A 14679-nucleotide genomic window follows, 5' to 3' on the forward strand; every position below is an offset into this window, starting at 1 on the left:
ATCTGAGTTGAATGTTAAGCCGCTATCGCGAGCAAGCTCGCTCCCACATGGGGTTTGTGTTGCCTGGGGATCAGAGCAACTCAAAACTCTGCTGCTTCACGTCCTGGGAATCCAGGCCGATCTGCACGTTGAACTTGCCCGGCTCTGCCGCGTACTTGAGTTGGGCATTGAAGAACTTCAGGTCGTCTTCGGTGATGGTGAAGTGGATGACTTTCTTTTCGCCGGCCTTGAGCATCACCTTGCGGAAGTTCTTCAGTTCCTTCACCGGGCGAATGATCGAGCCGGTCACGTCCTGGATGTACAGCTGCACCACGGTTTCGCCGTCACGCTTGCCGGTGTTTTCCAACGTCACGCTGGCATCGAGCTTGCCGGTCTTGTTCAGCGTGGTCGACGACAGGGCCATGTCCGACAGGCTGAACTCGGTGTAGCTCAAGCCGTAACCGAAAGGATAGAGCGGGCCGGTGGTGTCATCGAAGTACTGTGAGGTGTAGTTGCCCGGCTTGCCTGGCGTGAATGGCCGGCCGATGCTCAGGTGGTTGTAGTAGGTCGGAATCTGCCCCACCGAGCGTGGGAAGGTGATCGGCAGTTTGCCCGACGGGTTGTAGTTGCCGAACAGCACATCAGCGATGGCGTTGCCGCCTTCGGTGCCGCTGAACCAGGTTTCCAGGATCGCATCGGCCTGCTGCTTCTCGTCCAGCAATGCCAGCGGACGGCCATTCATCAGCACCAGCACCAGCGGCTTGCCGGTGGCCTTCAGAGCCTTGATCAGTTCGCGTTGGCTGGCCGGGATGTTCAGGTCGGTACGGCTCGAGGATTCATGGGACATGCCACGGGACTCGCCTACGGCGGCCACCACCACATCGGCATCCTTGGCGGCTTTTACCGCTTCGTCGATCAGCACCTGGGCCGGACGCGGGTCGTCTACTACTTCCGGAGCATCGAAGTTGAGGAAGTTCAGGTAGTCGAGCACCTTCTTGTCGCCGGTGATGTTGGCGCCACGGGCGTAGATCAGCTTCGAGTCAGCGCCCAGGGCGCGGGTCATGCCGTCGAACAGGGTGACCGATTGCGCAGGACGCCCGGCCGCGGCCCAACTGCCCATCATGTCGATCGGAGCCTTGGCCAACGGGCCGACCAGGGCGATTTTTGCTGTCTTCTTCAGGGGCAGGGTCTGGTTGCGGTTTTCCAGCAGGACCAGGCTGCGGCGCGCCACGTCACGGGCGTCGGAGCGGTGCATGCGGCTTTCGGCGTAGGTGTCGGCCGGGTCGTCCTCGGCTTTGCCGATGCGCAGGTACGGGTCCTTGAACAGGCCCATGTCGTATTTCGCCGCGAGCACTTCGCGCACCGCGTTGTCGATGTCGCTCTGCTCGATTTCACCGGCCTTGAGCAACCCTGGCAGTTCCTTGCCATAGAGCGAGTCGTTCATGCTCATGTCGATGCCGGCCTTGATCGCCAGTTTCGCCGCTTCGCGACCGTCCTTGGCAACGCCGTGCTTGATCAGTTCGAAAATGGCGCCGTGGTCACTGACCGCCAGGCCCTTGAACCCCCATTCCTTGCGCAGCAGGTCGTTCATCAGCCAGGTGTTGGCCGTGGCCGGCACGCCGTTGATGGAGTTCAGCGCGACCATCACCCCACCGGCCCCGGCGTCGATGGCGGCGCGGTAGGGTGGCAGGTAGTCCTGGTACATTTTCAGCGGACTCATGTCCACGGTGTTGTAGTCCCGGCCACCTTCCACTGCGCCATACAGGGCGAAGTGCTTGACGCTGGCCATGATGCTGTCGGCCGCGTTGGCGCCGTTGCCCTGGAACGCCTTGACCATCACCCCGGCGATGCGCGACACCAGGTAGGTGTCCTCGCCGAAACCTTCGGAGGTGCGGCCCCAGCGCGGGTCGCGGGAAATGTCGACCATCGGCGCAAAGGTGATGTCCAGGCTGTCGGCCGCGGCTTCCTGGGCCGCGATGCGGCCGGAGTGGTAGATCGCGTCCATGTCCCAGCTCGAGGCCAGGGCCAGGGGGATCGGGAAAATCGTGCGGTGGCCGTGGATCACGTCATAGGCGAAGAACATCGGGATCTTCAACCGGCTGCGCATGGCCGCGTCCTGCATCGGACGGTTTTCATCGCGCGTGATGGAGTTGAACGTGCCCCCGATGTTGCCGGCGGCGATTTCCTTGCGAATCATCTCCCGGGGCATTTCCGGGCCGATGCTGATCAGGCGCAATTGGCCGATCTTCTCTTCGAGGGTCATCTGCTTCATCAGGTGGCTGATGAAGGCGTCCTTGTTCTCTATGGGGGCTGGCAGGTTGTCGGCTAATACGGATTGACTGGCCAGACTGACAAACAGGCCCAGCAAACACAGCTTCTTCATGAATAATTTTCTCGCAAGCCTAAAGGGCGGTAATCAGGACACGCCGGTCAGCCAAAATGTGAGGAGCGGCTATTGTTGTTCAGTTAAATGCAGCACACTTTCGAACCCATTGGGCTGAACTTAGTTTCGCACTGCGCATCTTTTAGCCCATCGACCCGTTTCAATCCAGTGCGGCGGCAGATTATGCCCCAGGCGCCGGTGAGATAGGTGGCCGTGTTTTTCCAATGTCATGCAACGGAGAGCTCCACCCGATGAATCCACGACTGAACCACCTTCGCAGCTTGCCGATGCTGGCCCTGATGCTGCTCACCACGTTGCTGGCCGGTTGCGGCATCAATAACATCCCGACCCTGGACGAACAGGCCAAGGCCGCCTGGGGCCAGGTGCAGAACCAGTACCAGCGCCGCGCCGACCTGATTCCCAACCTGGTGGAAACCGTCAAGGGCTACGCCCAGCACGAGCAGGAAACCCTGACCGCGGTGATTGAAGCGCGGGCCAAGGCGACGTCGATCCAGGTCGATGCCAGCACCCTGGACAACCCGGAAAAACTCAAGCAGTTCCAGCAGGCCCAGGACCAGCTGACCGGCGCGTTGAGCCGGCTGATGGTGGTGTCCGAGCGTTACCCGGACCTCAAGGCCAACCAGAATTTCCTGGCGTTGCAGTCGCAGCTTGAAGGCACCGAGAACCGCATCGCCGTGGCCCGCCGCGACTTCATCCTGGCCGTGCAGAAGTACAACACCGAAATTCGCACGTTCCCGGGGCGCCTGTGGCACAGCGTGATGTACAGCGACCTGCCGATCCGCGAAACCTTCGAGGCCACCAGCCCCAATGCCGAAAAAGCCCCTGAAGTGAAGTTCTGAAAAAACTGTGGGAGCGAGCCTGTGGGAGCAAAGCTTGCTCGCGATGAACGATAACGCGGTCATTAGAAAGACCGAGGTGCCTTCATCGCGAGCAAGCTCAGCTCCCACACCCGCTCTCTCCCACACAGGAGTTCCAATGCGCGTGTTGAAATTTGGCCTGGTGCTGTTGCTCTGGGTGTTTGCCATCACGGCCCAGGCCGAGCTGAAGTTTCCGGCATTGACCGGGCGGGTGGTGGACGCCGCCCAGATGCTCGAACCGTCGGTGCGCGCGCAATTGGAAGCGCAGCTCAAGGCCCATGAACAGGCCACCGGCGAACAGGTAGTGGTGGTCACGCTGGCGGATTTGCAAGGCAGCAGCATCGAAGACTTCGGTTATCAACTGGGGCGCCACTGGGGCATCGGGCAGAAGGATAAAAACAACGGCGCACTGCTGATCGTCGCTCGGGATGACCGTAAACTGCGCATCGAAGTGGGCTACGGCCTGGAGGATCGCCTGACCGATGCGCAGAGTTCGGTGATCATCAACCAGGTGATCACCCCGGCTTTCAAGACCGGCAACTTCAACAAAGGCATCAGCGACGGCGTCGCGGCGATGCTGGTGGTGCTGGGCGGCAGCCCGTTGGACGAGCCGGCACCGGCGTACAGTGCGCACGGGCAGCAAGAGCCGAGTGATTTCGTCGAGCGCCATCCCGGGCTGTTCATCTTCCTGGTGATCCTGTTTATTTTGACGATATGGGTCTGCCAGATGCTCGGTATCCTGCCGACCGGAAGCGGTGGCTCCAGCCGTTCGGGCGGTTCCGGTGGAGGCTTCGGCGGCGGAGGCGGCGGGGGCTTCAGTGGTGGCGGTGGCGGCGGGGGCTTCAGTGGTGGCGGTGGCAGTTTCGGGGGCGGCGGTTCGTCGGGCGGCTGGTGATAATAATAATGAGCAGGCACTTTTAATATGGCATTACTGACTGAACACGAACAACGCAAAGTCGCCGAGGCCATCGCCCGGGTCGAGCGGTATACCGACGCTGAACTGGTCACGGTGCTGGCCGCCCGTGCCGACGACTACGCCTATATCCCGCTGTTATGGGCCAGCCTGCTGGCCCTGGTGGTGCCCGGTGTGGTCCATTACCTCTCCGGTTGGTTGACGATGCACAGCCTGTTGCTGGTGCAGTGGGTCAGTTTCATTGTGCTGTGCCTGGTGTTTCGCATCCCCAGGATCACCACGCACCTGATCCCCCGTTCCGTGCGTCACTGGCGGGCCTCCAATCTGGCGCGCCGGCAATTCCTCGAACAGAACCTGCACCACACGGTGGGCAGCACGGGGATACTGATCTTTGTCTGCGAGGCTGAGCGGTACGTGGAAATCCTGGTGGACGAAGGCATTTCCAAGCGCCTGGACAACAAATGCTGGGATGCCATCGTCGCAGCGTTCACCCAGCAGGTTCGCCAGGGGCAGACCTTGCAGGGTTTCGTGACCTGCATCGAAGCGTGCGGCGAATTGCTCAAGGAGCACGTGCCCGTGACCCAGGAACGCAATGAACTGCCGAATCGGTTGGTGGTGCTGGGCTGAAAATTCGCTGCCAGCACAAGCCTGTGGGAGCAAAGCTTGCTCGCGATGAACGATAACGCGGTGAGCCTGCACTATCGCGGCGTATTCATCGCGGGCAAGCCTTGCTCCCACAGAGGCTACTGCTTGCCACACGAACTTTTCCGTGCCCTCGCTGCCCATCCCCCCTAAAATACCCGCCATTCCCGATTTGCCCCGCCCCGAGGCCGTTTTTTCATGTCTGCCACCGCAACGCCCGTCCGTCCCGCGCCGGATCACCACGCCCAGTTCATCGAGCTGCTGCGCACCAGCCTTGAACAGAACGCTTTCATCAAACTGGTGCTGGCCAAGTACGTGGGTGAAGAAGCGGACCTCCAGCGGCTGATCATCAAGCAGCTGACGGTCAAGGATCAGCCGTGCCTGTCCTTCGTCTACCGCTACAAGACCCGCGACATCACCAAGAATTTCCCTGTGGCCGAAGGGGTGGAAACCATTGCTGCGCTGTTGCCGGCATCGTTCAAGAACGCGCATTTGCTGGCGGTCACCGACGAGGCGCAGCTGGAGTACAGCAAGAAGGGCAAGAGCTCGCTGTTCAAGAGCCAGCCCCAGCAACTGCGAGAAGTGCCATCTGCCGAGCACAACCGTGAGAAAAACCGCTTTCTCGACCTGAGCCGGCCATTTTTGGCCGACCTGGGCGTGACCAACCACAAGCACGAGCTGATTCCGGCGATGTCGCGCAAGTGGAAGCAGATCAACAAGTTCATCGAGGTCTTCAGCCATGCGCTGACGTCTTCGCCGCTGGCCCTGGACAAGCCGGTGCGGGTCTCGGATTTCGGTTCGGGCAAAGGCTACCTGACGTTCGCCATCCACGATTACCTGCGCAACACCTTGCAGGCCGAAGGCGTGGTGACCGGTGTCGAGCTGCGCGAAGACATGGTCAAGCTGTGCAACGAAGCCGCCGCGCGCCTGGAACACCCGGGCCTGAGTTTTCAGCACGGTGACGTGCGCAGCGTGGCGCCGAGCGCGGTGGATGTGATGATCGCCTTGCACGCCTGCGACATCGCCACCGACTACGCGATCCACATGGGCATTCGCTCGGGCGCCTCGATCATCATGTGCTCGCCGTGCTGCCACAAGCAGATCCGCTTGCAGATCCAGAGCCCGGCCTTGCTCAAGCCGATGCTGCAATACGGCCTGCACCTTGGCCAGCAGGCGGAAATGGTCACCGACAGCTTGCGGGCGCTGTTCCTGGAAGCTTGCGGCTACGAGACCAAGGTCTTCGAGTTCATCTCCCTGGACCACACCAACAAGAACAAGATGATCCTGGCCGTCAAACGCGCCGACCCGGTGGACCCCACCGAGCTGCTGGCCAAGATCCAGGAGCTCAAGGCCTTCTACCACGTTACCGAGCACTGCCTCGAAACGCTGCTACGGGCCGATGGTTACCTCGCCTGAGGCTGGTGCCCCAAATACTGTGGGAGCAAAGCTTGCTCGCGATAAGGGCGACACGGTTTAACGGCTAGAACCGCGTCATCGTTCATCGCGAGCAAGCTTTGCTCCCACAGGACTCGCTCCCACAAGGGCTGAGGTGCATCCCGTCAGGTAATCAGCGCTTATCCCTCATCTACCGACGTAGCGGGCTACCTTTAATGCGTTAACCACTCACGCATCCCCCAAAGGAGCCCTTCCCATGGCCGCGAAGAAAATCCTCATGCTGGTCGGCGATTACGTCGAAGATTATGAAGTCATGGTGCCGTTCCAGGCCCTGCAGATGGTCGGCCACACCGTGCACGCCGTGTGCCCGGACAAAACCGCTGGACAGACGGTGCGCACGGCGATCCACGATTTCGAAGGCGACCAGACCTACAGTGAAAAACCGGGGCACTTGTTTGCCCTCAACCATGACTTTGCCAACGTCCAGGCCGCCGACTACGACGCGCTGCTGGTGCCGGGTGGGCGAGCGCCGGAATACCTGCGCCTGAACGAAGCGGTCCTGCAACTGGTGCGCGATTTCGATCTGGCGGGCAAGCCGATTGCCGCGGTGTGCCATGGTGCGCAATTGCTGGCGGCGGCGGGCATCCTCGAAGGGCGTGAATGCAGCGCCTACCCGGCGTGTGCGCCGGAAGTGCGGCTGGCGGGCGGGACCTATATCGACATTCCCGTGACCCAAGGCCATGTCCAGGGCAACCTCGCAACCGCACCGGCCTGGCCTGCGCATCCGAATTGGCTGGCGGGGTTCCTGACCCTGCTGGGCACGGCGATCACTTTGTAGTAACGCACTGGCAAGGCAAGCGCGGCGGGTCTTTACTCTCGGAGCATGTCTTCATTGCCAGGAGAAAAATCATGTCCGGATGGTACGAAATCAGCAAAAGCAGCAGTGGCCAGTTTCGGTTTGTACTCAAGGCGGCCAACGCCGAGACAATCTTGACCAGTGAGCTGTACACCACCCGCAGCGGTGTCGACGGTGGCATTGCTTCGGTGCAGAAAAACAGTCCGTTGGCCGAGCGTTATGAACTCAAGAACACCAAGGACGGCCATCCGTATTTCAACCTCAAGGCGGCCAACCATGAAGTGATTGGCAGCAGTGAGGCTTATTCATCGGACGCGGCCCGGGACAAAGGCATCGCCAGCGTCAAGGCCAACGGACCGACGACGGTCATCAAGGACAAGACCGTGGCTGCGCTCTGAACCCATCCCTATGGGAGCGAGCCTGCTGTAACGAGTGGGCTTTTGTGGCGAGGGAGCTTGCTCCCGCTGGACCGCGGAGCGGTCCCCATCGGTTCCAAGGCCAGGCAGCAGGCTCACAAAATGACGACTGCTGCGCAGCCGAGCGGGAGCAAGCTCCCTCGCCACAGTCATGCGCTGACCTGGCATTGAGTTTCCAGGTCATGTAGTCCGAGACTAAACCTCCACCGGCACCGACAATTTCGGATCACCCAGCGGGTGGCTCTTCGCGTCGAAGAAGTGCAATTGCACCTCCAGCCCCTGGAATACCTTGGCGTAATGCCGCTTCTGATGCTGGATGAACGCCTGGCTACGGGGATAGATCGAAATCGCCACGGTTTTCGGTGCGGCCAGGCGCAAGGCTTGCACAATGTGGTTGTCCTGCTCGCCCAGGGCATGGCCGAACAGGCACAGGTTGTCGCCATGCTGCAGCAACTGGTCGTAGCAGAACGACAGGTAATCGCTGCTGCGGATGGTCTTGAGCTTGTCCTGGCTCGGGCCTTCATTGACGAACAGCGGCACATCGTCGAGGGTCTTGATCGTGTTGTTGATGGCGAAACTGCCCAGCAAGGTGCCTTCGGTGGAGGTGAGCTTGCGCGCCGTGCCGTCCTGGTTGCGCACCAGGTGCAGGCCGCCGTGCAGGTACAACAGGCGTGGTTTGTCGGTGGTCGCCTGGCTCAGGTCGAAACTGTGGTCATCGCCGAAGAACAGGTCGCTGATGCTCTCGGGCGCCTGCTGGATCGCCCAGTAGTTGAGCAGGTCGTAGTTGGTGGTGAACACCGTGCGGTAGCGGCCCAGCTCCTGGTTGAGCGCCGCCAGGGTCGACGGTTGCACCAGCCGCCATGGGATGTGCACCGCATGCACGGTGTTGATCAGCGCTTCCTTGATCGCGTAATAGCGATTGCGCGGCGCGGCAGAGCTGACGGCCAGGGCCTTGTTGACCCGACTGGTGGTTTTCAGCGCAGCGAGCACCTGTTCGAAACTGCGCGTCTGCATCGCGTCGAACACGCTCAGCTCCGACGGGCTCAGGGGTTTTTCCTCGACGGTGCGGGCATTTTCGAACAGCGAGTCATAGCCGAAATCATCCCACACTGCGCGGCTGGCCCCATTGCCCACCAACAGGCCGCTGAAGGCGGTGTCGGCGCGCAAGGCCTCCCAGTCTTCGAGCCGGGTGTCGTATTCCTGGAAATCGGTCATCGCAAGGATCATCTCAAAACGTGGCAAAGGCAGGGCGCGACTTTATCACGACCCAGTCTTGAGCCAGATCAAGATGCGTCATGACTACTCGGTCATTCTGTAGGCCCTGCCGATCCGGCCTCAACCAGGAGCGTGACCCCATGAGCAGCACTTTTTTTATTCCCGCCGTGAACATCATGGGGCTGGGCTGCCTCGATGAAGCGATGATCGCTATCCGCAACTACGGCTTTCGCAAAGCCCTGATCGTCACCGACGCGGGGCTGGCCAAGGCCGGCGTCGCCACCAAGGTGGCCGAGTTGTTGGCGATACAGGACATCGACTCAGTGATTTTCGACGGCGCCAAGCCCAACCCAAGCATCGCCAACGTCGAGCTCGGGCTGGGGCTGCTGAAGGAGAGCCAGTGTGATTTCGTCGTGTCGCTGGGTGGCGGTTCCCCCCACGACTGCGCCAAGGGCATTGCCCTGTGTGCCACCAACGGTGGGCAGATTCGCGATTATGAAGGCGTCGACCGTTCGAGCAAGCCGCAGTTGCCGCTGATCGCCATCAACACCACGGCGGGCACCGCCAGCGAAATGACCCGTTTTTGCATCATCACCGACGAGACACGCCACGTGAAAATGGCGATTGTCGATCGCAACGTCACCCCATTGATGTCGGTGAACGACCCGGCACTGATGGTGGCGATGCCCAAGGGGCTGACGGCCGCCACCGGCATGGATGCACTGACCCACGCGATCGAGGCTTATGTCTCCACCGCCGCCAACCCCATCACCGATGCCTGCGCCCTGAAGGCCATCACCCTGATCAGCAACAACCTGCGCCTGGCCGTGCGTGACGGCAATGACCTGACCGCGCGGGAGAACATGGCCTACGCGCAGTTTCTCGCGGGGATGGCGTTCAACAATGCATCGTTGGGTTTCGTGCATGCGATGGCGCATCAGCTGGGTGGCTTCTACGACCTGCCTCACGGCGTGTGCAACGCGGTGCTGTTGCCTCATGTGCAGAGTTTCAACGCTTCGGTGTGCGCCGTTCGCCTGACCGACGTGGCCAATGCCATGGGCGCCGATACACGCGGTTTCAGCCCGGAAGAGGGAGCCCGGGACGCCATTGCGGCGATCCGCAAACTGGCCCATGACGTGGACATTCCGGCCGGTTTGCGTGACTTGGGCGTACGCCTCAACGACGTACCGGTGCTGGCCGCCAACGCCTTGAAAGACGCCTGCGGCCTGACCAACCCACGGGCGGCGGACCAGCGGCAGATCGAAGAGATTTTCCGCAGCGCGTTTTAAACGACCCGCGGCGGCATGCACTTCACACAGAGCATCGCCGCCGCCCCCAGCAGTGCGCACAACGCCGCCAGCGGCCAGGCCTGTTGGCTCAACAACAGGCTGGCCATGGCACCGATCACCGAGGCCATCAGTTGGTGCAGGAACCCGCTCAACGCCATGGCATAAGCGCCGGCCACCGGTGAGCCTTCGTTGGCCAGGGACAGGCTGATGGGGTAGATCAACGACTGGCCAAACACCGCGAAGCAATACGGCAGCCAGAAGAGCAGCGCGATGCTGCTCAAGGTGAGGCTGCCTGCCAGCATCGTCATGCTCCCGCCCAGCACCAGGGCGATGCCCCAGCCCATCATTCGCCGTTGACCGCTACGCAGTACAAAAGCGTTCACCGCCAGCGCCCCAAGCAAGTACGCCGCACTGACCGGCCAGCCCAGCAGGCCGTATTCAATGGGCGACCAGTGGAAGGTCTCCTGCAGGATCAGCGGCGCGGCGGTGTTGAAGGCGACGATCACGCCGTAACCCAGCCCACCGGCCAAGGCCGGCAGCAGGAACGCGCGTTGTCGCAGGATGTGCCCGTAGATGCCCCACGCCGATTGCCCGTTGCCGGCTTGCACCAGCACCGGGAACCTGGCCCGGGACACCGCCGCTGCCATGGCCAGGCTGACGGCACCCAAGCCATGGAAAATCGCCTCCCAGCCAAAAGCGGCCTGGATCAGCGAGCCCAGGTACTGGCCGATACCGAGGGCAATCACAAAGGCGATCGATATCCAGGACAGCGCCTTGGCCAACAGGTCGCCGCTGAAGCTGTCCCGAATCAATACCCGCGCCATCACCGAGATACCGCTGGCGCCGATGCCCTGGATCAACCTGAGCGTCAGGAACGCCTCCACGGTTGTGCCCAGCGGCAGGGCCAGATTGCCCAAACCGTACAACCCCAAGGCCGCCAGCAAGACCGGCTTGCGCCCCAGTCGCTGGCTCAGGCTGCCCCACAGCAACATCGGCAGCGCCATGCCGATCAGGTACACCGACAAGCCCCAGGAAACCCGGGACGCATCGGCGCCCAGGTCCCGGGCGATATCGGGCAGGGCCGGCAAGTAGATGCTCATGCCCAGTTGGGCCAGGAAAACGGTGGCGCAGGTGACGATCAGGGTTGTACGGTTCTTCATCGAGCGTCCTGTCTCAAGGGCGGATGTCACGCCCGTGGGTCAGCAGCAGTTCGGTGACCTTTTCGCAAAACGAGCGAATCACGTTCGGCTCCATGTCGGCGCGCAGGGTAATGCGAATGGCGGCCTTGCCTTGCGGCACCACGGGGAAAAAGACCGCTGAAGTGAAATACCCCAGTTCGGCCAGTTCGACGGCCAGGCTGTTGGCCAGGGTCGCTTCACCGCAGGGCAGCATGCGGATTGCCATGGGATTGCCACGCTGTTCAGTGCGCACGAGGCTGTCGAAGAAGCGGATATTAGCTTGCAAACGCTCCTGCAGGGCGCTGAATTCTCGACTGTGGTGCAGGCGGATCGACGCCATGCCGGCGCCGATGGCCGCTGCGTTCAGGCTCTGGGACCAGTTGCTCGGCCCACCGTAACGCTGCACCAGCGTCTTGTGCCGTTCACTGCCAAACATGATCAGCCCGCCACTGGCGCCAAATGACTTGGCCAGTGAAGCAACGATCAGGGTGCGTTCATCCACGGCCGGGACGCGCGAACGGACCAGGCCTGCGCCGGACTCCCCGACCGCAGACAATGCGTGGGAGTCGTCCAGATAGAGAAACAGGCCATAGCGCTGCTTGAGATACATCAGGCTGTCCAGGTCCGCCAATCCGCCCATGCTGTAGGCGCTGTCGGCCACGTACGCCACGCAGCGCTGGCGTTTGCACAGGTCTTCGATGAAGTCCATGTCGTTGTGCGGGCAGGTGACGACCTGGGTTTCATCGGCGCAGGCGGCCTTGCTGTGGTTCATCGAGTAATGGGCGTATTTGTCGAACACCATGACCGGCGAACACTGGTTGGTGAACGCGCCGCTGGCCAGCAACGGCAGGATTCCAGCACTTGCCGCACTGCACGACAGGGCACTGAGGCAACTGGCCCCGAACAGCTCCGACAATTTGGTTTCGTACTGGTCCAGGATCGCCAGCTTACAGCGATTCCTTGAGTTGGCGACCCGCAGGGTTCCGGTTTCCCACAGGGCAGTCATGGCGCCGTCCAGCAACGCGGGGTGATAGTCCAGGCCCAGGTAGGACGTGGTACAGAAATGATGAAAGGTACGACCGTATTGGTCGACCAGCACATTGGGTGTCTTGACCTCGACATTCAGCCCTGAGATTTTTCCGGCTTCGGTGCCCTGCCAGTTCTGGTCTGCCAGGGAAATCACTTTGCGGTAGTGGGTGAAGTGATGGGGCGCTTGAGCAGTCTGGTTCATGGTGCGATTACATTCCTTGGTGAGTGGTGCTGTCCGTGGGGTGTTTCGATAGCGGGGTGTTTCCAGACTTTACAGATTGTTGTGCAGGGCTTTGAATCGGCTGTTTCCGGCGTGCTTGAGTGTCACTGGAGATTTCTGCGTAGGACTTTGCCTAGGACCTTGGACGGGGAATCCATCAGTGGTGTCGGAGCTTCGGAGCACCCTGGATTTGCCCCAAGCCCGCTGGGTTATCACTCTTTTCTGGAAGGTAGCTTGCTGATGCTCTCAGGCCTCAATCATCTGACCCTCGCTGTCACCGACCTGGATCGCAGTGTGGTTTTTTATGGCGAGCTATTGCAGCTGCGTCTCGAAGCCAAGTGGGACCGCGGGGCCTATTTGTCGCTGCCGGGTTTGTGGTTGTGCCTGGCTTTCGACCCGTTGCGCAGGCCCGAGCCGGCAGCGGACTACACCCATTACGCTTTCAGCATCGCTGCCGAGGATTTCCCGGAGCTGGTGGCGCGGCTGAGCTCGGCCCAGGTGTCATCATGGCGAGACAATCGCAGCGAGGGTGATTCGTTCTACTTTCTCGACCCGGACGGGCACAAGCTCGAGGTCCATGTGGGCGACTTGGCGTCGCGGTTGAAGGCCTGCCGGCAAGCACCGTATGCCGGCATGGTGTTTTTTACGGAGTTCTGACGGGTCGGTGCCGAATCGAGTGGCTGACCTACTTGGCGTTTCATCCCCTACGAATGATTGCCTGCGCTATCCTCATCGGTACTGGGCGCGTCGGTCTCGCTCGTTGTATCGGCGTCAAGAACTGACCAACACTCGCTTCGCTCACCGTTGCATTATCCGGATGACCTCCAGCCCCATGGACACTCGAAGTTCCGCGCCGCTGGCCAGCTACATCGACCTTCTGCTGGACGCCGTATGTGCCGTCGACGGCCAAGGGCGTTTCGTGTTTGTCAGTGCTGCCTGCGAGCAGATTTTTGGCTACACCCCGCAGGAGCTGATCGGCCAGCCGATGATCGACCTGGTGCACCCCGCCGACCGCCAGCGGACCCTCGAGGCGGCGCGGGAGATCATGGACGGCGAGCCCAAGCTCAATTTCGAGAACCGTTACCTGCGCAAGGACGGTCGGGTGGTGCACATCCTGTGGTCGGCGCGCTGGTCGCCGGCGGACCAGCTGCGCATTGCCGTGGCCCGGGACATCACCGAACGCAAACAGGCCGAGTCCCGACAGGCGGCGTTGTATGCGATTTCCGAGGCGGCCCATGCCGCGGCAGACCTGCTGGCGCTGTTCAAACGCATCCACCTGATTATTGGCGAGTGGCTGCCGGCGCTGAATTTTTCGGTTGCGCTGTATGACGAACAATGTTCGCAACTTAACTTCCCTTATCACGTCGACGACCGGGAAGGGCAACCCGAATTGCCGGGCACGGTCACGGGGCGTTTGTGCGCCGAGGTGATTCGCAGCGGCCAGCCAATCCTCCTGACGCCCGGTTGCAACGACTTGCCGCCGGGGTTCGACGACCTTGTGGCGCAGCCGGATGCGCCGTGTTGGCTGGGCGTGCCGCTGAACTCGCAGAGCGGCACGATTGGCGCGCTGATCGTCAAGAGTGCGCCGCACAACGAGCGCTATACCGAGCAGGACAAGGAACTGCTGCAATACGTCTGCGCACAGATCACCGTCGCCATCGAGCGCAAGCAATTGCACGCCCGGTTGCAGCACATGGCTCAGTACGATCAATTGACCCAGGTGCCCAACCGCGAATTGCTCCGTGAACGGTTCAAGTGCGCATTGGCGAGCGCTCGCGCGGCGTCCGGGCGCATGGCCTTGCTGTACATCGACCTGGACCGTTTCAAGCAGATCAACGACACCTATGGCCACGGGGTTGGCGACATGCTGTTACAAGCGGTGGCCAATCGTCTCAAAGGCTGTATCCGCGACACCGACACCGTGGCACGTATTGGCGGGGACGAGTTCGTGGTGCTGCTGCACAGCATCCAGGCCTTGGAGGATGCCCAACGCGTGCAGGAAAAAATCCGCCATGCATTGGCCCAGCCGCTGCGTCTGGACGGGCACTGCCTGAGCATCGAACCGAGCATCGGCGTGGCCTGTTTCCCCGACCATGGCACTGAAGATATTGCCCTGTTCCGCCACGCCGACGAGGCGATGTATGCGGCCAAACGCCAGAATCACAGGACATTTGGCATCTGAAAGCGCGCCACCGTTCGTCGTGGCACGAGCACCTTTCTCAAACCTTCAACCCGTATCCAATTCGAATGTGAGAAGAGGGCTGCGCGCCCTGCATCCACGAATTG

Annotated in this window: 13 protein-coding genes; 9 read left to right on the forward strand and 4 right to left on the reverse strand. The window is 61.4% G+C overall.

What is annotated here, in order from left to right:
- Positions 1 to 70: 70 nt before the first annotated feature.
- Complete coding sequence (gene bglX / locus QMK47_RS07830) at positions 71 to 2362, reverse strand: beta-glucosidase BglX (RefSeq protein WP_320390021.1); 2292 nt, start codon at positions 2360 to 2362, stop codon at positions 71 to 73.
- Positions 2363 to 2613: 251 nt separating this feature from the next.
- On the opposite strand from bglX, the gene QMK47_RS07835 reads away from it, so the two are divergent.
- The 6 genes from QMK47_RS07835 (at position 2614) to QMK47_RS07860 (ending at position 7444) form a co-directional block, all read left to right on the forward strand.
- Positions 2614 to 3222: a LemA family protein gene (locus QMK47_RS07835; RefSeq protein WP_003198691.1), complete on the forward strand. Its 609-nt coding sequence runs from the start codon at positions 2614 to 2616 to the stop codon at positions 3220 to 3222.
- A gap of 136 nt (positions 3223 to 3358) precedes the next feature.
- Positions 3359 to 4135, forward strand: coding sequence for a YgcG family protein (locus tag QMK47_RS07840; RefSeq protein ID WP_320390022.1), 777 nt, complete (start codon positions 3359 to 3361; stop codon positions 4133 to 4135).
- Between the two features lie 27 nt (positions 4136 to 4162).
- Positions 4163 to 4780: a TPM domain-containing protein gene (locus QMK47_RS07845; protein WP_253472157.1), complete on the forward strand. Its 618-nt coding sequence runs from the start codon at positions 4163 to 4165 to the stop codon at positions 4778 to 4780.
- Between the two features lie 213 nt (positions 4781 to 4993).
- On the forward strand, positions 4994 to 6211 hold the full coding sequence (locus QMK47_RS07850) for an SAM-dependent methyltransferase (protein WP_320390023.1): 1218 nt from the start codon (positions 4994 to 4996) through the stop codon (positions 6209 to 6211).
- A 235-nt stretch (positions 6212 to 6446) separates the two neighbouring features.
- Positions 6447 to 7028, forward strand: coding sequence for a DJ-1/PfpI family protein (locus QMK47_RS07855; RefSeq protein ID WP_253472161.1), 582 nt, complete (start codon positions 6447 to 6449; stop codon positions 7026 to 7028).
- A 71-nt stretch (positions 7029 to 7099) separates the two neighbouring features.
- The gene (locus QMK47_RS07860; RefSeq protein WP_057449704.1) at positions 7100 to 7444 is read left to right on the forward strand and encodes a YegP family protein; all 345 of its coding nucleotides are present in this window, start codon (positions 7100 to 7102) and stop codon (positions 7442 to 7444) included.
- 213 nt (positions 7445 to 7657) lie between these two features.
- On the opposite strand, the gene QMK47_RS07865 is transcribed toward QMK47_RS07860, so the two are convergent.
- A complete protein-coding gene (locus QMK47_RS07865) occupies positions 7658 to 8677 on the reverse strand; it encodes a DUF4917 family protein (protein WP_320390024.1) in 1020 nt (339 codons plus the stop codon).
- Positions 8678 to 8817: 140 nt separating this feature from the next.
- Between QMK47_RS07865 and yiaY the strand changes: the two genes are divergently transcribed.
- The gene (gene yiaY, locus QMK47_RS07870; RefSeq protein ID WP_320390025.1) at positions 8818 to 9966 is read left to right on the forward strand and encodes an L-threonine dehydrogenase; all 1149 of its coding nucleotides are present in this window, start codon (positions 8818 to 8820) and stop codon (positions 9964 to 9966) included.
- Here yiaY and QMK47_RS07875 read toward each other — a convergent pair.
- Both QMK47_RS07875 and QMK47_RS07880 read right to left on the reverse strand, forming a co-directional pair.
- Entirely contained in the window at positions 9963 to 11126 is a 1164-nt protein-coding gene (locus QMK47_RS07875; protein ID WP_214512118.1) for an MFS transporter, read from the reverse strand. The two genes, yiaY and QMK47_RS07875, sit on opposite strands and share 4 nt — an antisense overlap.
- Before the next feature lie 13 nt (positions 11127 to 11139).
- A complete protein-coding gene (locus tag QMK47_RS07880) occupies positions 11140 to 12375 on the reverse strand; it encodes an aminotransferase class I/II-fold pyridoxal phosphate-dependent enzyme (RefSeq protein ID WP_258690527.1) in 1236 nt (411 codons plus the stop codon).
- A gap of 258 nt (positions 12376 to 12633) precedes the next feature.
- Between QMK47_RS07880 and fos the strand changes: the two genes are divergently transcribed.
- Both fos and QMK47_RS07890 read left to right on the forward strand, forming a co-directional pair.
- Positions 12634 to 13050, forward strand: a complete 417-nt coding sequence (gene fos / locus QMK47_RS07885; protein ID WP_258691210.1) for a fosfomycin resistance glutathione transferase — start codon at positions 12634 to 12636, stop codon at positions 13048 to 13050.
- Positions 13051 to 13225: 175 nt separating this feature from the next.
- Positions 13226 to 14575 (forward strand): GGDEF domain-containing protein, encoded by a 1350-nt coding sequence (locus QMK47_RS07890; protein ID WP_258690528.1) that lies wholly within the window; start codon positions 13226 to 13228, stop codon positions 14573 to 14575.
- Positions 14576 to 14679: the final 104 nt, after the last annotated feature.

The organism is Pseudomonas sp. P9_35 (assembly GCF_034008205.1).
In the GTDB taxonomy this organism is placed as follows: Bacteria; Pseudomonadota; Gammaproteobacteria; order Pseudomonadales; family Pseudomonadaceae; genus Aquipseudomonas; species Aquipseudomonas kilonensis.

Excerpts from the sequence above, each read along its gene's own strand:
- bglX (WP_320390021.1), bottom strand. The coding sequence starts at position 2,362 with ATGAAGAAGCTGTGTTTGCTGGGCCTGTTTGTCAGTCTGGCCAGTCAA.
- QMK47_RS07835 (WP_003198691.1), top strand. The coding sequence starts at position 2,614 with ATGAATCCACGACTGAACCACCTTCGCAGCTTGCCGATGCTGGCCCTG.
- QMK47_RS07840 (WP_320390022.1), top strand. The coding sequence starts at position 3,359 with ATGCGCGTGTTGAAATTTGGCCTGGTGCTGTTGCTCTGGGTGTTTGCC.
- QMK47_RS07845 (WP_253472157.1), top strand. The coding sequence starts at position 4,163 with ATGGCATTACTGACTGAACACGAACAACGCAAAGTCGCCGAGGCCATC.
- QMK47_RS07850 (WP_320390023.1), top strand. The coding sequence starts at position 4,994 with ATGTCTGCCACCGCAACGCCCGTCCGTCCCGCGCCGGATCACCACGCC.
- QMK47_RS07855 (WP_253472161.1), top strand. The coding sequence starts at position 6,447 with ATGGCCGCGAAGAAAATCCTCATGCTGGTCGGCGATTACGTCGAAGAT.
- QMK47_RS07860 (WP_057449704.1), top strand. The coding sequence starts at position 7,100 with ATGTCCGGATGGTACGAAATCAGCAAAAGCAGCAGTGGCCAGTTTCGG.
- QMK47_RS07865 (WP_320390024.1), bottom strand. The coding sequence starts at position 8,677 with ATGACCGATTTCCAGGAATACGACACCCGGCTCGAAGACTGGGAGGCC.
- yiaY (WP_320390025.1), top strand. The coding sequence starts at position 8,818 with ATGAGCAGCACTTTTTTTATTCCCGCCGTGAACATCATGGGGCTGGGC.
- QMK47_RS07875 (WP_214512118.1), bottom strand. The coding sequence starts at position 11,126 with ATGAAGAACCGTACAACCCTGATCGTCACCTGCGCCACCGTTTTCCTG.
- QMK47_RS07880 (WP_258690527.1), bottom strand. The coding sequence starts at position 12,375 with ATGAACCAGACTGCTCAAGCGCCCCATCACTTCACCCACTACCGCAAA.
- fos (WP_258691210.1), top strand. The coding sequence starts at position 12,634 with ATGCTCTCAGGCCTCAATCATCTGACCCTCGCTGTCACCGACCTGGAT.
- QMK47_RS07890 (WP_258690528.1), top strand. The coding sequence starts at position 13,226 with ATGGACACTCGAAGTTCCGCGCCGCTGGCCAGCTACATCGACCTTCTG.